The 26,702-nt window shown below is 70.8% G+C and carries 24 protein-coding genes; 10 read left to right on the top strand and 14 right to left on the bottom strand.

The window, feature by feature from the left end; all coding sequences use genetic code 11:
- A partial coding sequence (locus FV226_RS10140) for an SHOCT domain-containing protein (protein ID WP_147762792.1) occupies window positions 1–593 on the bottom strand: 593 nt, incomplete at its 3' end.
- Between the two features lie 308 nt (window positions 594–901).
- On the opposite strand from FV226_RS10140, the gene glgX reads away from it, so the two are divergent.
- The 3 genes from glgX to FV226_RS10125 all read left to right on the top strand — a co-directional run bounded on the left by glgX (window position 902) and on the right by FV226_RS10125 (window position 5,852).
- Window positions 902–3,172 carry a glycogen debranching protein GlgX gene (gene glgX / locus FV226_RS10135; RefSeq protein WP_147750368.1) on the top strand — a complete coding sequence of 757 codons (2,271 nt, stop codon included), beginning with the start codon at window positions 902–904 and terminating at the stop codon, window positions 3,170–3,172.
- Window positions 3,173–3,314: 142 nt separating this feature from the next.
- Window positions 3,315–3,695, top strand: coding sequence for a response regulator (locus FV226_RS10130; protein ID WP_147750369.1), 381 nt, complete (start codon window positions 3,315–3,317; stop codon window positions 3,693–3,695).
- Between the two features lie 189 nt (window positions 3,696–3,884).
- Window positions 3,885–5,852 (top strand): AI-2E family transporter, encoded by a 1,968-nt coding sequence (locus FV226_RS10125; RefSeq protein WP_147762791.1) that lies wholly within the window; start codon window positions 3,885–3,887, stop codon window positions 5,850–5,852.
- Window positions 5,853–5,864: 12 nt separating this feature from the next.
- On the opposite strand, the gene FV226_RS10120 is transcribed toward FV226_RS10125, so the two are convergent.
- Window positions 5,865–6,101, bottom strand: a complete 237-nt coding sequence (locus FV226_RS10120; RefSeq protein ID WP_147750371.1) for a hypothetical protein — start codon at window positions 6,099–6,101, stop codon at window positions 5,865–5,867.
- Between the two features lie 348 nt (window positions 6,102–6,449).
- On the opposite strand from FV226_RS10120, the gene FV226_RS10115 reads away from it, so the two are divergent.
- The 4 genes from FV226_RS10115 to FV226_RS10100 all read left to right on the top strand — a co-directional run bounded on the left by FV226_RS10115 (window position 6,450) and on the right by FV226_RS10100 (window position 10,712).
- Window positions 6,450–8,072 carry a hybrid sensor histidine kinase/response regulator gene (locus FV226_RS10115; RefSeq protein ID WP_147750372.1) on the top strand — a complete coding sequence of 541 codons (1,623 nt, stop codon included), beginning with the start codon at window positions 6,450–6,452 and terminating at the stop codon, window positions 8,070–8,072.
- Window positions 8,073–8,105: 33 nt separating this feature from the next.
- Entirely contained in the window at window positions 8,106–8,426 is a 321-nt protein-coding gene (locus FV226_RS10110) for a plasmid stabilization protein (RefSeq protein ID WP_147762790.1), read from the top strand.
- 184 nt (window positions 8,427–8,610) lie between these two features.
- Complete coding sequence (gene adh, locus FV226_RS10105; RefSeq protein WP_147750374.1) at window positions 8,611–10,134, top strand: aldehyde dehydrogenase; 1,524 nt, start codon at window positions 8,611–8,613, stop codon at window positions 10,132–10,134.
- Between the two features lie 155 nt (window positions 10,135–10,289).
- Entirely contained in the window at window positions 10,290–10,712 is a 423-nt protein-coding gene (locus FV226_RS10100) for a DUF779 domain-containing protein (RefSeq protein WP_147762789.1), read from the top strand.
- 210 nt (window positions 10,713–10,922) lie between these two features.
- Here the strand turns inward: FV226_RS10100 and FV226_RS10095 are convergent, their stop codons facing one another.
- The 6 genes from FV226_RS10095 to gap form a co-directional block, all read right to left on the bottom strand.
- Complete coding sequence (locus tag FV226_RS10095; protein WP_238270240.1) at window positions 10,923–11,942, bottom strand: tetratricopeptide repeat protein; 1,020 nt, start codon at window positions 11,940–11,942, stop codon at window positions 10,923–10,925.
- Window positions 11,939–12,589 carry a thiamine phosphate synthase gene (locus FV226_RS10090; RefSeq protein ID WP_147762788.1) on the bottom strand — a complete coding sequence of 217 codons (651 nt, stop codon included), beginning with the start codon at window positions 12,587–12,589 and terminating at the stop codon, window positions 11,939–11,941. The genes FV226_RS10095 and FV226_RS10090 overlap by 4 nt, the downstream gene beginning before the upstream one ends.
- Window positions 12,590–12,861: 272 nt before the next feature.
- A complete protein-coding gene (gene fba / locus FV226_RS10085) occupies window positions 12,862–13,932 on the bottom strand; it encodes a class II fructose-bisphosphate aldolase (protein ID WP_147762787.1) in 1,071 nt (356 codons plus the stop codon).
- A 111-nt stretch (window positions 13,933–14,043) separates the two neighbouring features.
- Window positions 14,044–15,246 carry a phosphoglycerate kinase gene (locus FV226_RS10080; protein WP_147762786.1) on the bottom strand — a complete coding sequence of 401 codons (1,203 nt, stop codon included), beginning with the start codon at window positions 15,244–15,246 and terminating at the stop codon, window positions 14,044–14,046.
- Window positions 15,247–15,271: 25 nt separating this feature from the next.
- The gene (locus FV226_RS10075) at window positions 15,272–15,778 is read right to left on the bottom strand and encodes a hypothetical protein (protein WP_238270242.1); all 507 of its coding nucleotides are present in this window, start codon (window positions 15,776–15,778) and stop codon (window positions 15,272–15,274) included.
- Between the two features lie 132 nt (window positions 15,779–15,910).
- Window positions 15,911–16,918: a type I glyceraldehyde-3-phosphate dehydrogenase gene (gene gap, locus FV226_RS10070; RefSeq protein WP_147762785.1), complete on the bottom strand. Its 1,008-nt coding sequence runs from the start codon at window positions 16,916–16,918 to the stop codon at window positions 15,911–15,913.
- A 433-nt stretch (window positions 16,919–17,351) separates the two neighbouring features.
- Between gap and FV226_RS10065 the strand changes: the two genes are divergently transcribed.
- From FV226_RS10065 to FV226_RS10055, 3 genes are all read left to right on the top strand, one after another.
- The gene (locus FV226_RS10065; RefSeq protein WP_147762784.1) at window positions 17,352–17,708 is read left to right on the top strand and encodes a DUF4164 family protein; all 357 of its coding nucleotides are present in this window, start codon (window positions 17,352–17,354) and stop codon (window positions 17,706–17,708) included.
- A gap of 67 nt (window positions 17,709–17,775) precedes the next feature.
- On the top strand, window positions 17,776–18,162 hold the full coding sequence (gene zapA / locus FV226_RS10060) for a cell division protein ZapA (protein WP_147750381.1): 387 nt from the start codon (window positions 17,776–17,778) through the stop codon (window positions 18,160–18,162).
- Between the two features lie 259 nt (window positions 18,163–18,421).
- Window positions 18,422–19,543: an L-dopachrome tautomerase-related protein gene (locus tag FV226_RS10055; RefSeq protein ID WP_147762795.1), complete on the top strand. Its 1,122-nt coding sequence runs from the start codon at window positions 18,422–18,424 to the stop codon at window positions 19,541–19,543.
- A 166-nt stretch (window positions 19,544–19,709) separates the two neighbouring features.
- Here FV226_RS10055 and FV226_RS10050 read toward each other — a convergent pair whose 3' ends face one another.
- The 6 genes from FV226_RS10050 to FV226_RS10025 form a co-directional block, all read right to left on the bottom strand.
- Window positions 19,710–20,585 carry an RNA polymerase factor sigma-32 gene (locus FV226_RS10050; RefSeq protein WP_147750392.1) on the bottom strand — a complete coding sequence of 292 codons (876 nt, stop codon included), beginning with the start codon at window positions 20,583–20,585 and terminating at the stop codon, window positions 19,710–19,712.
- A gap of 307 nt (window positions 20,586–20,892) precedes the next feature.
- Window positions 20,893–21,480, bottom strand: coding sequence for a CarD family transcriptional regulator (locus FV226_RS10045; protein ID WP_147762783.1), 588 nt, complete (start codon window positions 21,478–21,480; stop codon window positions 20,893–20,895).
- A 460-nt stretch (window positions 21,481–21,940) separates the two neighbouring features.
- On the bottom strand, window positions 21,941–22,279 hold the full coding sequence (gene fdxA / locus FV226_RS10040; protein WP_147750383.1) for a ferredoxin FdxA: 339 nt from the start codon (window positions 22,277–22,279) through the stop codon (window positions 21,941–21,943).
- 209 nt (window positions 22,280–22,488) lie between these two features.
- Window positions 22,489–22,815 (bottom strand): RNA-binding S4 domain-containing protein, encoded by a 327-nt coding sequence (locus FV226_RS10035; RefSeq protein ID WP_147762782.1) that lies wholly within the window; start codon window positions 22,813–22,815, stop codon window positions 22,489–22,491.
- Between the two features lie 16 nt (window positions 22,816–22,831).
- Window positions 22,832–26,293, bottom strand: a complete 3,462-nt coding sequence (locus tag FV226_RS10030; RefSeq protein ID WP_147762781.1) for a helicase-related protein — start codon at window positions 26,291–26,293, stop codon at window positions 22,832–22,834.
- 75 nt (window positions 26,294–26,368) lie between these two features.
- A complete protein-coding gene (locus FV226_RS10025; protein WP_147762780.1) occupies window positions 26,369–26,701 on the bottom strand; it encodes a hypothetical protein in 333 nt (110 codons plus the stop codon).
- Window position 26,702 lies beyond the last annotated feature (1 nt).

The following is a 26,702-nucleotide window of genomic DNA, read 5'->3' as shown; positions in this document are numbered from 1 at the left end:
GGGGTAGAGGCGGCGGCGCGTGCGGGCTCGGTCGCGTCGGGGGCGAGGCGGCGCAGGGTGTCGAGGCCGATGCTCCCCTGCGGTCCCGTGAAGCGCAGGGCGCCGTTCGACTGAGAGACGCCCGAGATCCGGTGCTCGCCGGTGTCGTAGAGCGCGACGCCGGAATCGGACTCGATCGCCAGCCGCCTTGCCTCGGGGAAGTAGGCGTAGCGCAGCCCGTCCTGGGCGCCGGCGCTCGACGGCCGGCCGAGGCCCGCCGGCCACCATTCGCCGCCGCCGCGCTCGCCTGCGTTCCATCCCTGGCCGCTCCAGCCGGCGGCGGGCAGCGCGCCGGCAAGCTCGGCGCAGAGGCCGGCGACGCGGGCCTTCCGCTCGGCGTCGAACATCCGTCCGACCATGACCATGCCGCCGGAGAACCACTGGCCCATGCCGCCGAGTTCCGGGTGGTCGAACTGCGCCATCGTGCCGTTGCCGGCCTCCAGCGCCCGCAACAGGTGGCGTACCGCGTCGAGGCCGACGCCGTGGCGGTCGGCCACGATCTGCAGCCCGGAGGCGTGATCGGGGCCTTCGTCGTTCGTTGCCTCGACGCTCATGCGGTCTGCTCCGGAAGGCGCGACGCGCTCGATTGGCGCCGCGATGGGCCGCGAATGCCGGGCCGTGCCCGGGGCGAGCCCTTACTATGGCGCGCCGCACGGGGCGGTGGAAGAACCCAGCTCGCGCAAAAATCGCAGGTGCCGGAACGGGTTCCGCCCGGATCGCGGGCTCGTGTCGCTGCGCTGCAAAAATTTCCGGCGCCCGGGAGCTTCGCCGTCGGCCGCACGTTCACAAAACGGCCCGGGGGCCCCGTCGCCGAACGTCAGGCGGCGGTCGTCGTGATGCGGCCCCGGCCGACGGAGTGAACATGGCCGACCCAATTCGAAACGTAGTCTCGACCCGCCCCGTTCGTTCGCGCATCCAGGAAGGCAAGCCCTATCCCCGCGGCGCCACCTGGGACGGCCTCGGCGTGAACTTCGCCGTCTTCTCCGCCCACGCGACCAAGGTCGAGCTCTGCCTGTTCGACGAGTCCGGCGAGAAGGAGATCGAGCGGATCGCGCTCCCTGAATACACCGACGAGGTCTGGCACGGTTACCTGCCCGACGCGCGGCCCGGCACGATCTACGGTTACCGCGTCCACGGCCCCTACGAGCCGAAGGCCGGGCACCGCTTCAACCACAACAAGCTGCTGATCGACCCCTACGCCAAGGGGCTCGTCGGCTCGATCACCTGGAACCCGGCCCTGTTCGGCTACCAGATGGAGACCGGCGACGACCTGACCTTCGACGAGCGCGACAGCGCGCCGTTCACCCGCCGCAGCCAGGTCATCGACCCGGCCTTCACCTGGGGCGCTTACCGCAAGCCGAACGTCCCGTGGGAGAAGACCATCGTCTACGAGGCCCACGTGAAGGGCCTGACCAAGAACCATCCGCGGGTGCCCGAGCGCCTGCGCGGCACCTATGCCGGCCTCGGCAACCCCGACGTGCTCGACTACATCAAGAGCCTCGGCGTGACCGCGGTGGAACTGCTGCCGGTCCACGCCTTCGTGCAGGACGACTACCTGCAGGAAAAGAACCTCGTCAATTACTGGGGCTACAACACGATCTCGTTCTTCACCCCCGCCCGTCGCTACGCGGCGGTGCCGGACTTCGCCTTCTCGGAGTTCAAGGAGATGGTCGCCCGCCTGCACGGCGCCGGCCTCGAGGTGATCCTCGACGTGGTCTACAACCACACCGCCGAGGGCAACGAGAAGGGTCCGACCCTGTCGTTCAAGGGGATCGACAACGCCTCCTACTACCGGCTGCTGCCGGGGCAGGAGCGCTACTACATCAACGACACCGGCACCGGGAACACCTTCAACCTCTCGCATCCCCGCGTGCTGCAGCTCGTCATGGACTCCCTGCGCTACTGGGCGACCGAGATGCGCGTCGACGGCTTCCGCTTCGACCTCGCCACCATCCTCGGGCGCGAGCCGCACGGCTTCGACGAGGGCGGCGGCTTCCTCGACGCCTGCCGCCAGGACCCGGTGCTGAACGACGTGAAGCTCATCGCCGAGCCGTGGGATTGCGGCCCGGGCGGCTACCAGGTCGGCGGCTTCCCGCCCGGCTGGGCCGAGTGGAACGACCGGTTCCGCGACGACGTGCGCGGCTATTGGAAGGGCGACGAGGGCCTGCTGCCGGATCTGGCCAACCGCATCACCGGCTCGGCCGACAAGTTCAACAAGCGCGGGCGTAAGCCGTGGGCCTCGGTGAACTTCCTCACCGCGCATGACGGCTTCACCCTGCACGACACCGTCGCCTACAACGACAAGCACAACGAGGCGAACGGCGAAAACAACCGTGACGGCCACTCGCACAACCTGTCGTACAATTACGGCGTCGAGGGCCCGACCGACGACCCGGCGATCCGCGCCGTGCGCCTGCGCCAGATGCGCAACATGCTCGCGACCCTGTTCCTGTCGCACGGCACGCCGATGCTGCTGGCCGGCGACGAGTTCGCGCGCACCCAGCAGGGCAACAACAACGCCTACTGCCAGGACAACGAGGTCTCGTGGATCGACTGGGGGGCGATCGGCGCCGAGGAGCGCGACCTCGCCGAGTTCACCCAGCGCCTGATCCTGCTGCGCAACGCCCTGCCGATCCTCAGCCGCGGCCGCTACCTGACCGGGCAGTACGACGAGGAGTTCGGCGTCAAGGACGTGACGTGGCTGCGCCCGGACGGGCACGAGATGGGATCTGAGAACTGGACCGACGGCGGCGCCCGCTCCCTAGCGGTGCTGCTCGACGGGCGCGCCCAGGCGTCGGGCGTGCACCGGCGCGGCGGCGATGCCACCTTGCTGATCATGTACAACGCCTACCACGACCTCGTGCAGTTCACCCTGCCCGAGTCGGTCGGCGGATCGGCCTGGACGCGCCTGCTCGACACCAACCTGCCCGACAGCCAGGAGGTCGCGAGCTTCACGTCCGGCGAGCGCTACGACGTGACCGGGCGCTCGATGCTGATGTTCGTCCTCAAGCCCGACGACACCCCCGGCGACGCGGTGACGGAGATGGAGCGCTCCTACCAGCACGTGATGCAGGCCTTCGAGCGGGCCAACATCCAAGAGGTCCATTTCCACCTCAACGACGAAGATCGCTGAACGCGGCGCCTTCCCCTCGAGCAGATGATCTGCCACGAGGGTTTGAATACAAAAAATCGGACGATCGTGGGCCGCCGCGCGTTGAAGAATCGATGCGCGGCGGCGACGCGTCGGGCGGCCGTGTGTCGGGGACCCAACATCCATGCCCAAGATTCTGCTGGTCGAAGATCACGAGGAGATCTGGGATTTCCTGTCCCGCCGGCTCAAGCGTCGCGGGTACGAGGTGATCCTGGCTCATGACGGCGAGGCCGGCGTGCAGCAGGCGCGCTCGGGCCGCCCCGACGTGATCCTCCTCGACATGAACCTGCCGATCCTCGACGGCTGGTCGGCGGCCCGCGCGCTGAAGTCCGGCAGCGACACCCGCGGCATCCCGATCATCGCGCTCACCGCCCACGCCATGTCGGGCGATCGCGACAAGGCGATCCAGGCCGGCTGCGACGACTACCACCCCAAGCCCGTCGACTTCTCGAAGCTGCTCAGCCAGATCAGCGCGGCCTTGGGCGAGACCGCGACGGCGGGCTAGGGCGGTTCTCCTCCCTTCCACCTCATCCTGAGGTACCGCAGCTCAGCGGGCCTCGAAAGAGCCCTCCCGCGGTCTCGGCGGGTCCTGGAGGGCTCCTTCGCAGCCCGCTGCCGCGGGCACCTAAGGATAAGGGGCGTCGATGGGGGAACGCTCGAGCGGTCGAACACAGGCGTAACCGGAGCGTAATCCATGAGCGACGACCCCGTCACCGCGCAGCGCCTGAAGAACGGCCTGCCGGTCTTCGTCGCCCTGGCCTCGCTGCTGCTCGTCCTCGCGGTGATGGCCGCGCTGTATTTCGGACGCGACATCCTCGTGCCGGTGACGCTGGCGATCCTGCTGAGCTTCGTCCTCGTGCCGGCGGTGCGCCTGCTCGGGCACATCCGCATGCCGCGGGTGCCGGCGGTGCTGCTGGTGGTCGTCGTGGTGTTCGGAGCACTGTTCGGGATCGGCAGCCTGATCGTGCGCGAGGGCGGGCAGCTCGTCTCCGACCTGCCGCGCTACTCCCTGGTGATGCAGGACAAGATCAAGTCCCTGCGCGGCGCCACCGCCGACACCGGCACGCTGTCGCGCATCGTCGACGTGTTCCAGGACCTGAGCGCGACGCTGTCGCCGCCGCCGCCGCCGGAGCTGAAGGGCGATCCGGGCTCGACCGGGCATCCGCTCACCGTGGAGATCCGCGCGGCGCGGGCCGGCCTCGTCGAGAACCTCCAGACCTTCGCCGGGCCGATCCTGCACCCGCTGGCCACCACCGGCCTGATCCTGATCTTCACGATCTTCATCCTGCTCCAGCGCGAGGACCTGCGGAACCGGATGATCCGGCTGGCCGGCGGCTCGGGCGACCTGCGCCGCACCACCGCGGCCATCGACGACGCGGCGCGCCGCCTCAGCCGGTTCTTCCTGGCGCAGCTCGCCCTCAACGTGGCCTTCGGCGTGGTGATCGGCGTCGGGCTGTGGTGGATCGGTGTACCGAGCCCGACCCTGTTCGGCGTGCTCGCGGCGATCCTGCGCTTCGTGCCCTATATCGGCGCCGCGATCAGCGCCCTGCTGCCGCTGGTGCTGGCGGCCTCCGTCGATCCGGGCTGGAGCATGGTGATCGCCACGGCGGCGCTGTTCCTCGTGGTCGAGCCGATCGCCGGCCACGTGATCGAGCCGCTGCTCTACGGGCACTCCACCGGGCTCTCGCCGATCGCGGTCATCCTCTCGGCGACGATCTGGACGTTCCTGTGGGGGCCGATCGGCCTCGTGCTGGCCACCCCGCTCACGGTCTGCCTCGTCGTGCTCGGCCGCCACGTCGACAGGCTCTGGTATCTCGACGTGCTGCTCGGCGACCAGCCGGCCCTCGACCCGCCCGAGATCTTCTACCAGCGCATGCTTGCCAACGACCCGGCGGAGGCGATCGACCAGGGCCGGCAGTTCCTGAAGGAGCGCGCGCTCGTCACCTACTACGACGAGGTCGTTCTGGCCGGCTTGCGGCTGGCGCAGGACGACCTGTCCCGCGGCACCCTCGACCGTGCGCGCCAGGGCGAGGTCGGCGCCGCGATTCGCACCGTGGTCGCCCGCCTCGGGACGACGCCGGTGGCCCTGCGCCCGCGCAAGGGAAAGGCGCGGACTGGGAGCTCCGAAGCCGCCGCCGCCGTCGCCGCGGCGGGGCCGGACCGTAAGGTCGCCGCCGTGGTGCTCAAGCCCGCCGACCTCGCGCCGGCCTGGCGCGGCGCGGTGCCGGTGCTCTGCGTCTCCAGCCGCGGCCCCTTCGACGAGGCGGCGACGCTGATGCTGAGCCAGACCCTCGACCGCCACGGATTGCGCTCCGAAGTGATGGCCATGTCGGCGATCCGCGGCGGCGCCCGGCCGAAGGACGCGGCCAGCCTCGCGATGATCTGCTTCTCCTATCTCGAGCCGGTGAGCCTGTCGCAGATCCGCTTCACCGTCCGGCAGGCCCGCGCCGCGGTGCCGGGCGTGCGCGTCCTCGTCGGGTTCTGGGGCGAGCGCGACCCGGCCACCCTCGACCGCCTGCGCCGGGCGACCTCCGCCGACGTCCTCGTCACCACCCTGAACGACGCGATCGAGAACGCCGTCGCCGTGTCGCGTGCGCCCGGCGTCGAGCCGGCGCGGACGGCGGCGACGCCCGTTGCCACCCTGCCGCAGGCGGCGGAGTAGTCCGGGGCGGCGTCAGCCCTCCGCCGGCAGGGCGAGCTTGATCGCGATGCCGTGGGCGTCGTGCTCGAAGATGTGGGCGACGTCGTGCACCAGCCAGCGCGACGCCTCGGCGTCGAACCCGAGGATCACGCACTCGCCGACCCGCGGCACCGGCTCGCCGGGCGCGAAGACGATCGTGCGACGGGCCGACCGGAGGCCGTGACCGGCCGAAGGATCGGGCGCGATGAACACCACGTCGATGTCGGACATGGGCCCGGATAATCTCAGGTTGCAGTCGTCAAGACTGCTGCTCGCCGACGTAGGACGCACGGGGACTTCCCGATTCGGGAAGGCGCGGCGTCGAGATCAATCCCTATCCATCCCGAGGCAAGCTGAACAGTGACGGCGGCGGCCGGATCGCCGGTTCGGGCGACAATTCGCCTTCGATCGAGTTTGGACTCCCGCTAGAAAACCTGGATCGCACGGTCGCCCCTTCGCGTTGTCGCGATGACGTCGGCTCGGAGGCTGTCCGAACAGGGGCAACGCCGCCGTGTTACCCGCCCAGCCGCACCATCACGGAGTCGCGAGACCGATGCCGACGGACGAGACCGCCCCGACATGACCCAGACGCCCGAGACCCCGCCGACCGGCCGCACCACCCGCGTCGGCGCCGGGTCCGCCACCGCCATGTCCGACCCGCGCAACGAGATCTTCTTCGCGGCCGTCGAGACGACCCGCATGCCGATGACGGTCACCGATCCGCGCCAGCCCGACAACCCGATCATCTTCGCCAACAACGCCTTCCTGGCGATGTCCGGCTACGGCCAGGAGGAGATCATCGGCCGCAACTGCCGCTTCCTGCAGGGGGCGGAGACGGACCGCGAGGCGGTGGCGCAGGTCCGGGCGGCGATCGACGAGCGGCGCGAGTACAGCACCGAGATCCTGAACTACCGCAAGGACGGCTCGACCTTCTGGAACGCGCTGTTCGTCTCCCCGCTCTACGACACCAACGGCGAGCTGCTGTACTTCTTCGCCTCGCAGCTCGACGTGTCGCGCCGGCGCGACGCCGAGGAGGCTTTAGGCCAGGCGCAGAAGATGGAGGCGCTGGGCCAACTCACCGGCGGCATCGCGCACGACTTCAACAACCTGCTCCAGGTCATCGTCGGCTACGTCGACATCCTCAGCGCCGGGTTGGAGAAGCCCGACGCCGACAAGGCCCGGCTGGGGCGCGCCGCCGACAACATCCGGCAGGCCGCGCAGCGCGCCACGACCCTGACGCAGCAGCTCCTCGCCTTCTCGCGCAAGCAGCGGCTGGAGGGCCGCGCGGTCAACCTCAACGCCCTGATCGGGGGAATGCGCGACATGGTCGCCCGCTCCGTCGGCGACGCCGTCACCGTCGCCTACGACCTGGCGCCGGACCTGTGGAACTGCCGCGTCGACCCGACCCAGGCCGAGGTCGCGCTGCTCAACGTGATGATCAACGCCCGCGACGCGATGCCGGAGGGCGGGCCGATCCGGGTCGTCACCGAGAACCTCGACGTATCCGAGCGCGAGATCACCGGGACCGGCCCCCTGCGCGCCGGGCGCTACGTCCAGGTCTCGATCACCGACGGCGGCACCGGCATGCCGCCCTCGGTGCTGACCCGCGTGATGGACCCGTTCTTCACCACCAAGGAGGAGGGCAAGGGCACCGGCCTCGGCCTCTCGATGGTCTACGGCTTCGCCAAGCAATCGGGCGGAGCCGCGAAGATCGAATCGGTTTTGGGGGAGGGCACCACCGTGCGCCTGTCCTTCCCGGTGACCGAGACCGGGGTGAAGGAGGCGCCCAAGCCGCCCGCCCGCACCACCGAGCGCCAGGGCACCGAGACCATCCTGATCGTCGACGACCGCGAGGACGTGGCCGAGCTCGCCCGCACGATCCTGCGCGACTTCGGCTACGTCACGCTGATGGCCGGGAACGGGCGCGAAGCGCTCGAGATCCTCGACGGCAACGACCGCATCGACATGATCTTCACCGACCTGATCATGCCGGGCGGCATGAACGGGGTGATGCTCGCCCGCGAGGCGCGCCGCCGGCAGCCGCGCCTCAAGGTGCTGCTCACCACCGGCTACGCCGAGGCGAGCCTGGAGCGAACCGACGTCGGGGGATCCGAGTTCGACGTGTTGAACAAGCCCTACCGCCGGACCGACCTGATCCGCCGCGTGCGCGCGGTCCTCGACGGGCCGACCGGAACCGGCTGAGGCGCCGTTCGCCGCACCGCACGAGGTTTCGCCATGCCCCAGGGTGACAAGAGCAAGTACACCGACAAGCAGGTCCGCAAGGCCGAGCACATCGCGCAATCCTATGAAAAGCGCGGCGTGCCCGAGGAGCAGGCCGAAGCTCGCGCCTGGGCGACCGTCAACAAGGACGACGGCGGCGGCAAGAAGCCCGGCGGCTCGGGCCGCGGCAAGGCCACCGACCACCCGGCCGCGCATGCGGGCGGCGAGAAGGGTGGCGAGAAAGGCGGAAAGGCCTCGGCCGCGCGCACGCCGGAGCAGCGCTCGGCCTCCGCCAAGAAGGCGGCTGCGACCCGCAAGGCGCGGAAGGCGACCTGAAGCCGCGCCGTTTCGGTCGCCATCACCCCCGGATGGGGCTACCGTGCACGCGGCGTTCGCACCCGCCTTTGGCCAAAAGTCCGGCTTGCCATCGCCGCTCGACTGTCCTTGGCTGTGGCCGGAACGCGAAAAGTCCGAAAAAGAGCCGGCACGCCATGCCGGAGCCGCACGGAGGATCAGCACCATGAACAAGCCGGAATTCCTGGCCGACGCCAAGACCAAGTCGCCGTTCTCGGCCCGCTACGACAACTTCATCGGCGGGCAGTGGGTGGCGCCGGCGAACGGCCGTTACTTCGAGAACACCTCGCCGATCACCGGCCGCGTCATCTGCGAGGTCGCCCGCTCGGACGCGCAGGACGTGGAGAAGGCGCTCGACGCCGCCCACGCCGCCAAGGACGCCTGGGGCCGCACGTCGGCCGGCGAGCGCGCCCGCATCCTCAACAAGATCGCAGACCGGATGGAGGAGAACCTCGACCTGATCGCGCTCGCCGAGACCTGGGACAACGGCAAGCCGATCCGCGAAACGGTGAACGCCGACATCCCGCTCGCCATCGACCACTTCCGCTACTTCGCCGGCTGCATCCGCGCCCAGGAAGGCGGCATCTCCGAGATCGACCACGACACGGTGGCCTACCACTTCCACGAGCCGCTCGGCGTCGTCGGGCAGATCATCCCGTGGAACTTCCCGATCCTGATGGCGGTGTGGAAGGTCGCCCCGGCGCTCGCCGCCGGCAACTGCATCGTCCTCAAGCCCGCCGAGCAGACCCCCGCCTCGATCCTCGTGGTGATGGAGCTGATCGCCGACCTGCTGCCGCCGGGCACGCTCAACGTCGTCAACGGCTTCGGCCTGGAATGCGGCAAGCCGCTGGCCTCCTCGCCCCGCATCGCCAAGATCGCCTTCACCGGCGAGACGACGACGGGCCGGCTGATCATGCAGTACGCCTCGCAGAACCTGATCCCGGTGACGCTGGAGCTCGGCGGCAAGTCGCCGAACATCTTCTTCGCGGACGTGGCCAACGAGGACGACGACTTCTTCGACAAGGCGCTCGAAGGCTTCACCATGTTCGCCCTCAACCAGGGCGAGGTCTGCACCTGCCCGAGCCGCGCGCTGGTGCACGAGTCGATCTACGACCGGTTCATGGAGCGCGCGGTCAAGCGCGTCGAGGCGATCACGCAGGGCTCGCCGCTCGATCCCGCGACCATGATCGGCGCGCAGGCCTCGTCCGAGCAGATGGAGAAGATCCTCTCCTACATCGACATCGGCCGGCAGGAGGGCGCCAAGGTGCTCACCGGCGGCGCGCGCAACGTGAAGGACGGCGAGTTCGCCGACGGCTTCTACGTGCAGCCGACGGTGCTCCAGGGCCACAACAAGATGCGGATCTTCCAGGAGGAGATCTTCGGGCCGGTGCTCTCGGTGACGACCTTCAAGGACGACGCCGACGCGCTCAGTATCGCCAACGACACGCTCTACGGCTTAGGGGCCGGCGTGTGGACCCGCGACGGCACCCGCGCCTACCGCTTCGGCCGCTCGATCCAGGCCGGCCGCGTCTGGACCAATTGCTACCACGCCTACCCGGCGCACGCGGCCTTCGGCGGCTACAAGCAGTCCGGCATCGGCCGCGAGAACCATCGCATGATGCTCGACCACTACCAGCAGACCAAGAACATGCTGGTGAGCTACTCGGCCAAGAAGCTCGGCTTCTTCTAGGCCGGCCTGGCTCCGGCCCACGGGCTGGCGCTTTCGACTTCGAGACGACTTCGCCCCGGCCCTCGCGGCCGGGGCGTTTTCGCTGGCGCCCACCACTGCATTTCGGCGCCGCGCGAACCACATGGGATCGGGAAGGGGTGCGGATGGGAGCGGACATGACGGACACGGCGACGAGCGCCACCACCGCCGAGCAGGCCGGCGTCGACGGGACGCCGCTGCGGGTCACCGCGACCCCGGCCGCCCTGGAGCTCATCGCCGAGCTTCGTGCCGAGCACGGCCCGGTGATGTTCCACCAGTCGGGCGGCTGCTGCGACGGCTCTTCGCCGATGTGCTACCCGGTGGGCGACTTCATCACCGGCGACGGCGACGTGCATCTCGGCCAGGTCGGGGGCGCGGACTTCTTCATCAGCCGCTCGCAGTTCGCGGTCTGGAAGCACACCCACATCCTGCTCGACGTGGTGCCCGGACGCGGCGGCATGTTCTCCCTGGAGAACGGCCGCGAGAAGCGCTTCCACATCCGCTCACGCCTGTTCACGGCGGCCGAGAACGCTGCGCTCGACGGCGCCTGCAAGCTTTAAGCGCGGGTCTGACCACGATCGGTGACAAGGGTTCCTCCCTTTTCCCAACCCACCACCTCATCTTGAGGTGCCGCGTCAGCGGCCTCGAAGGAGGCCTCCAGAGATCGCGCTATCCCTGGAGGCCTCCTTCGAGGCTTCCGCCTCGCGAAAGCGCCTCAGGATGAGGTGGTGAGTGGGATCGGTCGTGGAACGGGCTCTGAGCGACCGCGCTCAGCGCGCCTCGGACCGCTCCTCCGCCAGCCGCTCGGCGCGGGTGCGCTCGTCGGCGGTGAGGCCGACAAGCGTCTGGTCGAGCCAGGCGTCAGACAGGCCCTGGCCGGCCGCGGTGAGGTTCCAGGCCGCGGCCTCGACCATGTTCTTGGGCACGCCGCGCCCGGTGGCGTAGAGCCGGGCGACGCGGTTCTGCGCGATGGCGTTGCCGCGGGACGCCGCGTGCAGGAAGTAGCGGGCGGCGCGGCCCTCGTCCTTCGGCAGGCCCTTGCCGTTGAACAGCAGGATCGCGAACTCGACCTCGCCGGCGAGGTCGCCGTTGTCGGCCGCCCGCCGGAACAGCTCCGCCGCCTTGGTCGCGTCCTGCGGGACACCGCGGCCCTGCAGGTAGAGGACGCCGAGATCGTGCTGGGCCGGGCCGATCTCGCCGTCCGACGCCTTGCGGAACATCGCCGCCGCGCGGGTCTGGTCGGCCTCGGTGCCGCTGGCGAGCAGCAGCAAGGCGAGGTTGTAGGCCGCCGTCGGCGAGCCGTGCTCGGCCGCCTGCTCGAGCCAGCGCCGGCCGGCCTTCGGGTCCTTGGGAACGCCGCGGCCGTCGAGGGACATCAGGCCCAGCGACGACATCGCGCCGGGCTCGCCCTGCGCCGCCGCGAGGCGGTACCAGTCGGCGGCCTTGACCGGGTCGGGGCGGATGCCGAGGCCCTGGTTGTACAACTCGCCGAGCAGCGTCATCGCCGCCGCGTCCTTGCGGTCGGCCTCGATCCGCTTCGTCGCCTCGCGGAACGCGGTCACGTACTGCCCGCGCTGGTAGGCGCCGTAGGCGAAGTCCGGCGTGCGGTCGGTCGGCGGCGGGCGGGCGCCACCGGAATAGCCGACGGTGTAGGGGGTCGGCAGCTCTCGCATCGGCGGCTTGACCGGGTCGGTGCCCGGCGTCCGGGTCGGCTCGATCGCGCTGGGCGCCGCCATCGCCCCGCCGCCGGCCAGGAGCAGCGCGAGGGTGCTCGAAGCGAGCCGCCTCACGAGGCCGCCTCCGAGAGCGCGGCCTGCACGCGGGCGACGCCTGCGGGGTCGTCCATCCACAGCCCGCTCTCCAGCCCGACGAACTCGGCGCCGGTCGCCGCGAGCGCCGCGACCTCGGCCTCGGTGCAGGCGACGCCGATGCATGGCGTCTCGAAGATTTCGGCCCACCACGCGGTGCGCTCGTGCACGCCCTCTGCGTCGGCGGCGACGCCGTCGGGGTAGAGGCCGCCGAACATCAGGTAGTCGATGCCGGCCTCGCCCGCATCCATCGCCGCGTGCCGGGTCTCGATCCCGCCGACGCCGAGGATGCGGCCGTCGCGCAGACGCCCGCGCAGCTCCTGCAGCGTGCCTTCCTCCGGCTTGTCGACGTGGATGCCATCCGCCCCGCCCCGCGCCGAGATGCTGACGAGGTCGCCCGCGAAACCCGGGGCGGCGACGACCAGCACCGCGCCGGCCGCCTGCACCGCGGGCGCGACGCGTTTCACCAGGGCGATCAGGCTGCGCTCGTCCGCGGGTGCCAGGCGCAGGATCACCGCGGCCACGTCGCCCGCGGCGCAGGCTCGCTCCAGCGCGGGCACCAGCGCGTCGACATGCTCCGCCCCGACATGGTGCGGCGTCAGCAGGGTGAGGCGGGGTGCGTCGGTCATGCGCCCTGATACCGCCGCGGAGGGCGTCGGGGAAGCGGAGAGGAGCGTTGCGGCCCTGGCAAAGAGAGGTCGAAGTCTCGCTCGAGCGTCCTCGTACGCGCCCGTCATTCTGGGGCTGCGCAGCAGAGCCCGGAATCCAGAACCATAGGCCGTGATCGAGAATGCACCGTCGGCGGCTCTGGATTCCTGGCTCGCCTCACGGCGCCCCGGAATGACGGTGTCGGGGCGGTGAAGGGGGGCCTTCCCTTACCGCCCCGATCGAAGGCGCCGCCTCAGTTCGCGGTGATCTTCGGGTCGAGCGAGCCGTTGGCGTAGCGCTTGGCCATGGCGGAGACCGAGATCGGGCGGATCTTCGAGCCCTGGCCGGCGGTGCCGAACTCCTCGAAGCGCTGCTTGCACAGCTTGGTCATCGCCTCCATGGCGGGCTTGAGGTACTTGCGCGGATCGAACTCGGCCGGGTTCTCGGCGAGCACCTTCCGGATCTGGCCGGTCAGCGCCATGCGGTTGTCGGTGTCGATGTTGATCTTGCGCACGCCGTGCTTGATCCCGCGCTGGATCTCGGCCACCGGCACGCCCCAGGTCGGCTTCATCTGGCCGCCGTACTGGTTGATGATGTCCTGCAGATCCTGCGGCACCGAGGACGAGCCGTGCATGACGAGGTGGGTCGTCGGCAGGCGCCGATGGATCTCCTCGATCACGTTCATCGCGAGCACGTCGCCGTCGGGCTGGCGCGTGAACTTGTAGGCGCCGTGGCTGGTGCCCATCGCCACCGCCAGCGCGTCGACCTTGGTCGCCTGCACGAACTTCACCGCTTCTTCCGGGTCGGTGAGCAGCTGGTCGTGCGAGAGCGTGCCTTCGAAACCGTGGCCGTCCTCGGCCTCGCCCTCGCCGCTCTCGAGCGAGCCGAGCACGCCGAGCTCGCCCTCCCCCGAGACGCCGGCCCAGTGCGCCATCTCCGAGACCTTGTGGGTGATGCCGACGTTGTAGGCGTAGTCGGCCGGCGTCTTGCCGTCGGCCTTCAGCGACCCGTCCATCATCACCGAGGTGAAGCCGTACTGGATCGCGGTGGCGCAGGTGGCCTCGTCGCTGCCGTGGTCGAGGTGCATGCAGACGGGGATGTGCGGATAGATCTCGACGAGGCCGTCGATCAGCTTGGCCAGCACGATGTCGTTGGCGTAGGCGCGCGCGCCCTTGCTCGCCTGCAGGATCACCGGGGAATCGGTGGCGTCGGCGGCCGCCATGATGGCGAGCCCCTGCTCCATGTTGTTCATGTTGAAGGCCGGCACGCCGTAGCCGTACTCGGCGGCGTGATCGAGAAGCTGCCTCAACGTGATCCGCGCCATCGTCCGTGCTCCGTCTTAGGTCTGGTCGGGTCTGTGGGGAGAACGCCGCCGCGGCCCGGATGGATCGTGCGGGACGGCGCGAAAATCGCCGGAAAAGTCGGCTGTTGAAACTCAGCTCTTGGCGCGCAGGGCCTCGACGCCCGGAAGCGTCTTGCCCTCCAGCCATTCGAGGAAGGCGCCGCCGGCGGTCGAGATGTAGGAGAAGGTCTCCGAGACGCCCGCATGGTTCAGCGCGGCCACCGTATCGCCGCCGCCGGCGACCGAGACGAGCTTGCCAGACGCCGTGCGATCGGCCGCGTGCCGGGCGGCGGCGACGGTGGCGGCATCGAACGGCGTCAGCTCGAAGGCGCCGAGCGGGCCGTTCCACACCAGCGTCGCGGCCTCGTCGATCGCCGCGTCGATCAGGGCGACGGATTTCGGCCCGGCGTCGAGGATCATGCCGCCCTCGGGCACCGCGTCGACCGAGACGGTCTCGTGGGCCGCGTTCGCCTTGAACTCGGAGGCGACGACGGCGTCGACCGGCAGGATGATCCGGCACTTGGCGGCCTCGGCCGCGGCGATGATGCGCAGGGCGGTCTCGGCGAGGTCCTTCTCGCACAGCGACTTGCCGACGGGCTTGCCCTGCGCGTGCAGGAAGGTGTTGGCCATGCCGCCGCCGATCACCAGCATGTCGACCTTGGCGACGAGGTTCTCGAGCAGGTCGATCTTCGAGGAGACCTTGGCGCCGCCGACCAGAGCGATCACCGGGCGGGCGGGGGCTTCGAGGCCCTTGGTCAGGGCGTCGAGCTCGGCCTGCATCAGGCGGCCGGCATAGGCCGGCAGGCGGTGGGCGAGGCCCTCCGTCGAGGCGTGCGCCCGGTGGGCGGCCGAGAACGCCTCGTTGACGTAGACGTCGCCGTTGGCAGCGAGCGCGTCGGCGAAGGCCGCGTCGTTCGTCTCCTCGCCGGCATGGTAGCGGGTGTTCTCGAGGAGCAGCACGTCGCCGTCCTTAATCGCCGCGATCGCCGCCGACGCGGCCGGGCCGACGCAATCCTCGGCGAAGGCGACCGCGCTGCCAAGCTTGTCGGACAGGGTGGCGACGACGGGGGCTAGCGAATCCTTGGGATCGCGCTTGCCCTTCGGCCGGCCGAAATGGGCGAGCAGCACCACCTTGCCGCCTTGCCCGGCGATCTCGCGGATCGTCGGCACCACGCGCTCGATCCGGGTCGCGTCGGTGACGCGGCCGCCCTCCATCGGGACGTTGAGGTCGACGCGGAGCAGGACGCGCTTGCCCGCCAGCGAGCCGGAATCGTCGAGGGTGCGGAAGGCGGTCATGCGGTCCTGCTCTGTCGGTGTCGGGTCAGCGCGCGGGCGAGGGGGCGGACGACGTGGCGGGGGCTTGGGCCGCAGGCGCGGTGGCGTTCGCGCGCGGCGGCAGCAGGCTGTCGAGGTTGAGCCGCTGCACGGCGACCATCAGCACCACGGTGAGCACGGCGGTGATGATCGCGGTGAGCACCAGGGCGCCGGTGCCGGGCAGGCGCCGCGTGCGCTCGGTCAGGCCGCGCATCTCGGAGCGGAGCGCGGCGAGGTCGGACTGGCGGGCGGCCTCGTTCATGCGGTTCGAGGCGCCCTCGACCTTGTCCTCGACGCGGGTCAGCAGAGACTCGGAGCGGGCGTACTTGTCCTCGATGCGCGAGGTCTTGTCCTCGATCCGGGCGAGCTGGTCGAACAGCTGGTTGGCGGCGATCGGCGTCGCCACGGAGGCGCCGGGAATCGCGGGCTTCGCCTCCACGCGGGCTGTCTCCACATGCGTGGTCGCCGCCGGGATGAAGTCCTGTCCGGTCGCGGTCTTGGGGGCGTCGGTCATGCGTGTCGGACCCTTGCTCGTCTGCGGTTCGGAAGGCGGCCCGGCGCCTCGTGGAGCTGGGCTTGGTCGCGAAACCGCCGGCCCGCGGGTGGCGCCCGCGAGCCGGCCGGGTGAACGGATCAGATCAACGCGTTAGATCAGCTTGGCCATCGCCACGGCCGTGTCGGCCATGCGGTTCGAGAAGCCCCACTCGTTGTCGTACCAGGCGAGGATGCGGACGAAGGTGCCGTCCATGACCTTGGTCTGGTCGAGGTGGAAGGTCGAGGAGTGCGGGTCGTGGTTGAAGTCGATCGAGACGTTGGGCTGGTCGGTGTAGGCCAGCACGCCCTTGAGCGGGCCGTCGGCCGCCGCCACGATCGCCGTGTTGATCTCCTCGACGGAGGTGGCGCGCTTGGCGGTGAACACGAGGTCGACCGCCGAGACGTTCGGCGTCGGCACGCGGATCGAGGTCCCGTCGAGCTTGCCCTTCAACTCGGGCAGCACGAGGCCGACGGCCTTGGCGGCGCCGGTCGAGGTCGGGATCATCGAGAGCGCGGCGGCGCGGGCCCGATAGAGGTCCTTGTGCATCTGGTCCAGCGACGGCTGGTCGTTGGTGTAGGAGTGGATCGTGGTCATGAAGCCGCGCTCGATCCCGACGAGGTCGTTGAGGACCTTCGCCACCGGCACCAGGCAGTTCGTGGTGCACGAGGCGTTCGAGATCACGTGGTGGTCGGCGGTGAGCTGGTCGTGGTTCACGCCGTAGACCACCGTCAGGTCGGCGCCGTCGGCGGGGGCCGAGACGATGACGCGCTTGGCGCCGGCGTCGAGGTGGGCCTTGGCCTTGTCCTTCGAGGTGAAGATGCCGGTGCATTCGAGCGCGATGTCGACGCCGAGCTCGCGGTGCGGCAGCTCGGCCGGGTTGCGCACGGCGGTGACGCGGATGCGGTTGCCGTCGACGACGATGTAGTCGCCGTCGACCACGACCTTGGCGTTGAACCGGCCGTGGATCGAGTCGAAGCGCAGCAGGTGCGCGTTGGTCTCGACCGGCCCCAGGTCGTTGATCGCCACGACCTCGATGTCCTTGCGGCCGGCCTCGTGGATCGCGCGCAGCACGTTGCGGCCGATGCGCCCGAACCCGTTGATGGCAACCTTCACCGTCACGGCGTGACTCCTTCCCGAGATGGGGCGCCACCTTGCGGGCGCCGCTCGATGATACCGGGGCGGCGCGTCGGCCGTCCGGTGCTGCGGCCGGCTCTATGAACCGCCGAATTGAACCTGGGATGAACCGACGCGAGGACCGGGCACGGGTCGCCGGGGACCATCCGTGAGACGGACGACGCGGGCGAGGGCCTCGGGACTGGCACGGGTCGGATATCCGGGCAGAGGATGCGCGCGAGGACAGGCCCTGCGCGTGCGACGGGTCTCTAACATGGTGCCTCGGGCTGTCAAAGCGCACGCGGTGGCTGTGCGCGCGCAAGCCCTGACAATCCGGACGGCCTGACCGGGCGGGATCGTCCCGACGCGGATTTGCCTGGGCGTGCGGTCGGAATCGGCTGGAAATCCGCTGCGGCTTAGGGGAAACCTGCCCTCGACCATGAGCGAGCCCGCCAGCCCCCCGACCGATCCGCCCGGCGACGACGCTGCCGGGCCCGACTCCGCCGGGCACGACTCGGCCGGGCACGACTCGGCCGGGGACGCCCTGCGCAGGCTCGATGCGGCGTTGCTGCAGCTCGAGGCCGCCGTCGCGCGCCGGCTCGAGGCGGAGGCGAACCCCGCCGACGTCGAGGCGGAGCGCGCGATCATGGCCGAGGACCGCGCCCGGCTGGCCGCCGCCCTCGACGCGGCGAGCGCCCGGCTCGCCCAGGTCGAGACCGCCGCGGACACGGTCGGCCGCCGGCTGGAGCGGGCGATCGGCACCGTGGAAGGCGTGCTCGGCCGCCCGGACCCTTGACCGGAGGCGGTGGGCGCGCGCCCAATCCTCCGTCGACCCGACCGCCCGCGTCCGTTCCGAAGCCCGCATGCCCCAGATCAGCGTCACCATCGACGGCAAGAGCTACCGCATGGCCTGCGGTGACGGCGAGGAGGCGCATTTGTCCGCGCTCGCCGCCGACCTCGGCGCGCGGGTCGCCGACATGCGCAAGGCCTTCGGCGAGATCGGCGACATGCGCCTCCAGGTGATGGCGGCGCTGACCATCGCCGACGAGGTCTCCGAGCTGAAGCGCCGGCTCTCGGTGGCGGAAGCCGAGGCCGAACGCCTGCGGGCGGAAACGGCCGCCGCGGGCGCGGCGCAGGCCGACCAGTCGGCCCGCGTCGCCGACGGCGTCTCGAAGGCCGCCGAGCGGATCGAGCGGATGGCGCGGGCGCTCGCCGCCACCGCCGGACCGGCAGGCGCCGACTTGCGCTGAGCCAGCCGACTTGCGCCGAGCCAGCCGACCTGCGCCGATCCAACCGGCCTGCGCCGAGCTGCGGCGCCCGGTCGATGAACCTTGGCGGGCCGGCGCCGCGTTGACGGGCCGACGCGGCGTTCCCGCCGCCCGAAAAAGGCTCCCCATGACCATGACCATGACGATCGCCGGCGCGTGCCCCGGCTTCCGCGCACGCCTGCTGCTCGGCGGAGCGTTGCTCGCCGGAAGCGCGCTTGCCGGCCCCGCCGTCGCGCAGGACATGCCCGCACCGCAGAAGGACGCCGCGCCGGGTCTGACCAAGGTGGCGAGCTTCGAGCATCAGGTGACCGGCGTCACCGTTTCGAAGGACGGGCGGATCTTCGTGAACTTCCCGCGCTGGACCGAGGACACCGCCGTCTCGGTCGCGGAGCTGAAGGACGGCACGCTGACGCCGTTCCCCGACGCCGAATGGAACGGATGGCGCAACGCCAAGAAGGACCAGGTGGATGCCCGCAACCATTGGGTCTGCGTGCAGAGCGTCGTCGCCGACCCGAAGGGCAACCTCTGGGTGCTCGATCCGGCGGCGCCAGCGATGGCGGCCGTGGTCAAGGACGGGCCGAAGCTCGTCGAGATCGACCTGAAGACCAACAAGCCGGCCCGCACCATCGCCTTCGACGAGACGGTGGCGCCGCAGGGCTCCTACCTGAACGACGTGCGCTTCTCCCCCGACGGCAAGACCGCCTACCTCACCGATTCCGGCGCGAGCGGCGCCCTGGTGGTGGTCGACCTCGACAGCGGCAAGGCGCGCCGCCTCCTCGACGGCGATCCGACCACCATGCCCGACAAGAGCGTGACGGTGAGTTACGACGGCAAGCCGCTGCGCCGCCCCGACGGACGCGGCGTCGAGTTCGCCGCCGACGGCCTCGCGCTCTCGCCCGACGGCAAGACGCTCTACTGGCAGGCGATCAAGGGCAAGACGCTCTACAGCCTGCCGACCGACGCGCTCACCGGCTGGCTGACGTCCGCGGTGGTGCCGAGTGCGCTCACCGACAAGAGCCTCTCGGGCAAGGTCGAGACGGTGGGCGAGAACGGCCCCGCCGACGGCCTGATCATCAGCCGCCACGACGGCCGGATGTACGTCACCGCGCCGGAGGAGAACGCGGTGAAGGTGCGCGACCTCACGGCCAAGGGCGGGACGCCGACGGTGCTGGTCCAGGACCCGCGCCTGCGCTGGCCCGACACCTTCGCCGAGGCACCGGACGGCACCATCCTGTTCACCACCTCGCACATCCAGGATTCGGCCTTCTACAAGCCGGACGCGCCGGCGGCCCTGCCGACCGAGCTGTGGAGCATCAAGCCGGGCGCAGCCGAGGCGACGGGTTCGACGACGGCACCGAAGTAGAGCGGGCACCTTCCCCTCTCCCCGCAAGCGGGGCGAGGGGGGCACGGTGATCGCTCCACCCACGGTCTCGATAGGCGCCAGCCGACATCTTGGTGAATGGGCCTACGGCAAACGAAAAAGGCCCGACCTTCCGGTCGAGCCTTTTTTATCTGAGCCGATGCGAACCTCAGCCCGCGTAAGCCCCACCCGTCGTTTGCGGAAAGCGATCCGCGAGCGCCCGGCGAAGCTTTTCCAACGCGCGGTTCTCGATCTGGCGGACGCGCTCCTTGGAGATGCCGAGGCGGTGGCCCAGCGCCTCCAGGGTGGCCTGGTCCTCGGCGAGCCGGCGCTCGCGCAGGATGCGCAACTCGCGCTCGGACAGGACGGTGAGAGCCTGCTGCAGCCAAAGGTGGCGGCGCTCGCCGTCGACCGTGGCTGTGACGGTCTCGTCGGGCAGGGCCGCACCGTCGACAAGGAAGTCCATGCGCTCGGACGAAGCTTCGCTTTCCTCGCCGACCGAGGCGTTGAGCGACATGTCGGGACCGGAGAGCCGGGCGTCCATCAGCGCCACGTCCTCGCGCGACACGCCGATGGCGGTGGCGATGCGACGGTGGATCTCGTCGCCGACACGCTCCTCGGTCGATTGCATCAGCCGGGCGCGCAGGCGCCGCAGGTTGAAGAACAGCGCCTTCTGGGCGGAGCTGGTGCCACCGCGGACGATCGACCAGTTGCGCAGGATGTAGTCCTGGATCGAGGCGCGGATCCACCAGGTGGCGTAGGTCGAGAATCGCACCTCGCGCTCCGGCTCGAACCGGGCCGCGGCCTCCATCAGACCGACATGGCCCTCTTGGACGAGATCGGCCATCGGCAACCCATAGTGGCGGAAGCGCCCGGCCAGCGCGATCACGAGGCGCATATGCGCGGAGATCAGCTTGTGCAGGGCGCGCTCGTCGCGGTCGTCCTTCCAGCTCACCGCAAGGCCGCGTTCCTCGTCCCGCTGGAGGAACGGCGCTTCCATCGCGGTGCGAATGAACTGCCGACGAATTCCCGCGATTTCCGCCATTCCGCCTGCCTCTTTCTTCCAAGCGCTTCTGCGGCCTCGACCGCGTCCTGCGGACTCACCGGTACGATCCGGGCATCCACGCAAGGCACCGGACAACGGGAAGGCGAAGGCGATGGTTCCGCGGCGATGCAACAGGGCGCGCGATGCCCGGTTCCGCGGCGCGCACGATTCCGCGAGCGGGTGTTGCCGGACGGCTCCAGCCGACATGCGCTTTGGGGGCCGGCCCAAAGAAAAAGCCCGGCGCTGGCGCACCGGGCTCGGTCGACGATGGAAGGGCCGGAAAGGGTCCGGCCGAGTCGGCGCGCCCTCAGGCGGCCTCTTCCTGGATGGCCTCGTCGCCGTCGGTCTCGGCTTCCGCCTCGGCCTTGCCGCGGCGGGGCGACTTCTGCAGGCTCTGGTCGATGAGCTTGAGCGCCTCGGTCTCGGTAATGCGGTTGACGGTCGAGATCTCACGCACGATCCGGTCGAGGGCGGCCTCGTAGAGCTGGCGCTCGCTGTAGGACTGCTCGGGCTGGGCCTCGGAGCGGAACAGGTCGCGCACCACCTCGGTGACCGAAAGCAGGTCGCCGGAATTGATCTTGGCCTCGTATTCCTGGGCGCGGCGCGACCACATCGTCCGCTTGACGCGGGCGCGGCCGGTCAGCACGTCGAGGGCCTTCTTCACCAGCTCCGGCTCGGCGAGCTTGCGCATGCCGACGCTGTTGGCCTTCGCGGTGGGGACGCGCAGGACCATCTTGTCCTTCTCGAAGGAGACGACGAACAGCTCGAGCTTGTAGCCGGCGATCTCCTGCTCTTCGATCGCGGTGATGCGGCCGACGCCGTGGGCGGGATAGACCACCGCCTCGCCGGTCTTGAATCCCTGGCGGCCCGTCGTCGGCTTCTTGGCTGTTGTCATGCGAGAAGGGCCTCCAGAACAAAGCGCGGGGGGTTGCAAGCACCCGCGTGACCATGTCTTCCGGGACGGGACACCCGGCTTCCGACGCCCGACCGACGCCGCCGACCAGACAGGTCGGGCAGGCGGAGGCTCCCAGGCGAGCCGTGCGCAGCCCATGATAGAACAACCGCCGAAGGCAACGCCTCCAGCGGTCGAGCGCGTGCATCCTGTGATCCCGGGTGATCCGGGTTTCGCGTTTTGAACGCGGCAGGCGGCACGTCAGGCGCGAGCGACGGCAGAAGGATTGTCTATCACAAATCAACGGTCGAATCAAAGCAGCGCGACGCACCCCGGACGGTTCGGGACCATCCGGAGCGCGTTATGCACGGGTTCGCTGGGGCCGGCCGCGGGCCGGCGAGGCAAACGCAAGGCAACCCGAAGGCCAGCCGCCGCGTCGATACGCGGGATCGTGCCGGCTTGTTCAGTCGCCGGTGCCGGGGGCGGCGGAGAAGTGGGCCTCGAACTTGCCGGCCACGCCGTCCCAATCCTTGGCGTCGCCGGGCGCGTCCTTCTTCTGGGTGATGTTCGGCCAGTCCTTTGCGTAGTCGGCGTTGACCTTGAGCCAGGTCTCGAGGTTCGGCTCGGTGTCCGGCTTGATCGCCTCGGCCGGGCATTCCGGTTCGCAGACGCCGCAATCGATGCACTCGTCGGGGTGGATGACGAGCATGTTCTCGCCTTCGTAGAAGCAGTCCACCGGGCAGACTTCCACGCAGTCCATGTACTTGCACTTGATGCAATTGTCGGTGACGACGTAGGTCATGGTGCGATTTTCGTCCTCGATCCGCGCTGGCCGCATCCGCGGCCGCCGGGGGCTCGAACGGTCTCGCGGGCGGGCGAAGGCGCGTTCGGCTTGCGTGTCCACGGGCCCTCGTAGGCGGCCCTTGGATGGGAAGGGCTCTAGCCCCTGCCAAAGGGGCTGACAAGCGCAGCCATGCCGCAACCTGGCCGCCGCACGGGACTGTGGCTTGTCTACAATGATTCCAGGGGCGGGCTGGGCTCTACAGAGAGAGGGGCCGGAGCCTCGTCGCCCCCGGCGGCGAGGTCCGCGTAGAGCAGCCGGGCGACCGGGGCCGAGCCGCGATGCGTCCCGAGGTCCAGGATCCGCAGGATGAGAGTGGCGTGGGCGGCGGCGACCGTCAGCACGTCGCCGACGGCCAGCCCCTTGGCCGGCAGGGTGGTCCGCGTCCCGTTGAGGCGGACGTGGCCGTCTTCCACGAGGCGGGCGGCGAGCGCGCGGGACTTCGCGAACCGCGCGAACCACAGCCACTTGTCCAGCCGCTGCCGCCCTTCCTTCATGCAGACCGGCGGTGCCTCAGCGCTTGCCGCCTTCGCCGGATTCTAGCTGCGCCTTCAGGGCGGCGAGCTTGGCGAAGGGCGAATCGGGATCGGGCGCCCGCTCGCGGCGCGGGGGCCGGGCATCCGGTCGAGGGCCGGCATGGCGCGGCTCGTCGCGGCGGTCGGGCCGGGCGCCGGGCTCGAAGCGCTCGCGGCGCGGGCCGTCGTGGCGGCGCGGCCCTTCCGGCCGGCCACCCTCGGGCCGGGGACCATCCTGACGGGAGCCGTCCTGGCGCGGCGGTCGGTCGCGGCCCTCGGTCGCGTGCGGACGGGGCCGGTCGCGGCCGCCGTCGCGGCGCTGCTCGCCCTCGCGGCGTTCGCCCTGGGGCGCGCCCGGGGCGCCGTCGCGGCCGCGGCCGGCGCCGCGCGGGCGGTTCGGGCGCGGGTTGGCCTGGCGCTGGTGGCGCTGCAGCGTCCACACCTCGATGGTCGCCGGCTCCTCGGCGACGGCGTCGGCGAGCAGTTCGGACGCGGCCTCGGCGGGAATTTCCTCGCCGGCGGGTGCGGCTGAACCCTCGTCGGCGGTCTGAAGTACGTCGGTCGAAGCCGACTCCGTGGAAGCCGCGTCGTTCGTCGGCGTGTCGGCGTGCTCGGAAGCGGTCGCCTCGACGCCCGCATCCTCCTTCGCCGGCTCGACGGCGGCGTCCTCGGCGGGCGCTTCGTCCGGCGCGGCTTCCGCAACGGGCTCCTCGGCGGCGGGCGCCGCCTCGGGCTCTGGCGTTGCCTCGGGAGCGGGGACGGCCTCTCCGGCCTCCGCCTCGTGCGCGTTCGGCTCGGCCGGTTCCGAGACGGCGTCCGAGGTCGCCGCCTCGGCGGCCGCAGCCTCGGCGGGGCCGGTCTCGCCGGCTTCAGCTTCAGACGTGGCCTCGGGAGTCGCCTCGGTCGCACCGTCCGTCGCGCGTGCGACGGGCTGGACCGGCGTCGTCGGGGCGGCGGGCAGCAGCGGCACGGTGATCGCCGGGCCGGGCCGGGTCTCGGCGCTGTATCCGAGCGAGGTCAGGATCGAGGCGAAATCCTCGCCCGAGCAGCCGACCAGCGAGGTCATGCCGACGGTGGCGACGAACCCGTCCTTGTCGGCGGCGCCGGGGGGCGGCGCGCCCGGCGTGGTGCCGGGGCGGTAGGAGACGGCGGGACGGATCAGGTCGGCCAGCCGCTCGAGGATGTCGACGCGCACCGCGCGCTCGCCGCAGACGCGGAAACCCGCGGCGCGGTAGAGGCCCTTGGCGATCTCGGGATCGACCTTGATCGAGGTGCGGCCGGAGCCGGCGAGGTGCCCGATCTCGTCGAGGCCGCGCTGCTCCAGTCCGCCGTTCTGCAGGGCCCAGAGCTGGGCGGCGAGCGTCCGCGGCGCCGGCTTCAGCAGGGCCGGCAGGAACAGGTGGTAGGCGCCGAAGCGGACGCCGTGGCGGCGCAGCGCCCCGCGGCCGTCCTGGTCGAGGGTGCGCATCTCCTGCGCCACGCGGGCGCGCTCCAGCACGCCGAGCGCCTCGACGACCTGGAAGCCGATGCCCTTGGCGAGCCCGGTGAGGTCGGCGGCGGTCTCGATCTCGATCAGCGGCCCGAGCAGGCGCGTCACGTGCGCCTTCAGCCAGGCGTCGAGCCGCGCCACCACCTTCTCGCGGGCGGGGCCGGCAAGCGCGTCGTCGGCGAGGAGCCGGATCTGGGGGGCGAAGATCTTGTCGCCGGGCGCCAGCTTGGCCACCGGCGCGCCGGTCCAGCGGATCACGCCGTCGTGGCTCAGCACCAGCGAGGCGTCGGCGGCGGCGGAGAACCGCTCGGCGCGCGACTCGATCTCGCCGGCGAGCCCCTTCTCGGCGGCGCTGCGCAGCGTCTTGGCCTCGTGGCCTTCGGCGCTGGCATCGGGCACGAACAGGAAGCCGTGGAGGTGGCCGACATGTTGACCCTCGACGGTCACGTCACCGTCGGGGGTAATCTGGGCTTCGAGCATCGTGTTCTCTCTCAGGCGCCGCATCAGGACGCTGGTGCGCCGATCGACGAAGCGGCTCGCGAGGCGTTCGTGCAGGGCGTCGGACAGCCTGTCCTCTACCCGACGCGTCTCGCCCTGCCAATGTTCCGGATCGCGAAGCCAGTCGGGGCGGTTGGCGACGAAGGTCCAGGTGCGTCCGTGGGCGATGCGGCGGGACAGGGTCTCGATGTCGCCGTCGGTGCGGTCGATCATCGCCACCTGCTCGGCGAACCAGGTGTCGGGGATGCGCCCGGCCATGCCCTTCATCAGGAAGCGGTAGAGCTCGGCCACGAGGTCGGCATGCACTTGGGGGTGGACCTTGCGGTAATCCGGCACCCCGCAGACGTCCCAGAGGCGGCGCACCGCGGACGCGCCGCTCGCCATGGCACGGAAGTCGTCCTCCTTCATCAGGATCTCGAGGGCCTGCTGGTCCTCGCCCATCGGCGCCCGCGTCAGGCCGGGCTCGCTCGGGTGCACGTCGAGGCTCGCCTGCAACGCGTCGAGCGAGCGGAAGTCGAGGTCGGGGTTGCGCCATTGCAGGATGCGCAGGGGATCGAAGTCGTGGTTCTCCAGCCGCTCGATCATCTCGGGCTCGAACGGGCGGCAGCGCCCGGTGGAGCCGAAGGTGCCGTCCGAGAGGTGGCGGCCGGCCCGTCCGGCGATCTGCCCGAGCTCGGCCGGCGTCAGCTTGCGGAAGCGGGTGCCGTCGTACTTCCAGGTGGCGGCGAAGGCGACGTGGTCGACGTCGAGGTTGAGGCCCATGCCGACGGCGTCGGTGGCGACGAGGTAATCGACGTCGCCCGACTGGTAGAGCTCGACCTGCGCGTTGCGGGTGCGGGGCGAGAGCGCGCCGAGCACCACCGCCGCGCCGCCGCGCTGTCGCCGGATCAGCTCGGCGATGGCGTAGACCTCCTCGGCCGAGAACGCGACGATCGCGGTGCGCCGCGGCATCCGCCCGAGCTTCTTCTCGCCGGCATAGGTCAGCGTCGAGAGGCGCGGGCGCGTCGTGGTGTGGACGTTGGGGATCAGCGACTGCACCAGCGGCAGGATCGTCGAGGAGCCGATCAGCAGGGTCTCCTCGCGCCCGCGCTGGTTCAGCAGGCGATCGGTGAAGACGTGGCCGCGATCCATGTCGGCCGAGAGCTGGATCTCGTCGATCGCCACGAAGGCCACGTCGAGGTCGCGCGGCATCGCCTCGATGGTGGAGATCCAGTAGCGCGGCCGGTCCGGCTTGATCTTCTCCTCGCCGGTGACGAGGGCGACCTTGTCGACCCCGACGCGGGCGACGACCCTGAGGTAGACCTCCCGGGCGAGCAGCCGCAGCGGCAGGCCGATCATCCCGGTGGGATGGGCCAGCATCCGCTCGATCGCCAGGTGCGTCTTGCCGGTGTTGGTCGGCCCCAGAACCGCCGTGACGCCGCGCGCGCGGGACGAGGGCGGGAGGGAGCGGCGGTGCTGGAGGATCGGAGCCATCCCTTCGGCGCTGGGTGCCGCGCGAGCCGTCGAGGCACCGCATGGCGACGCATCCCGCCCCGGGGGGACGAGGCGTCAGTCGGCCGACGGCCTGCGCCGGAACGAGCGATCATATGGGGCGGGCGCCCGCTCTCCGCCAAGGCCGTAGGCCGATCCGTCGCGATCGGGGATGCCGTAGAGCTCGATCCGCGTCGACGGCCGCCCCGTCTCGATGTCGGCGCAGAGCGTGTCCGGCACGGCGGTGAGCGGCCCGCGGCGCCGGCCGCGCCCCTCCGTCACCTCGGCCGAGGAGTAGGCGTTTCCGCCGCAGGCGCTGGCGCCGGCCTCGAGCGGTTCGGCCGCGACCGGGCGCAGGGGGGCGAGCAGGGCGGCGCCCGCCAGGAGCGCAGCGCGCGCGACGCGGCGCATC

The organism is Methylobacterium sp. WL12 (genome assembly GCF_008039475.1).
Lineage (GTDB): Bacteria > Pseudomonadota > Alphaproteobacteria > Rhizobiales > Beijerinckiaceae > Methylobacterium > Methylobacterium cerastii.
This window is presented reverse-complemented; position numbering and strand designations above follow the sequence as displayed.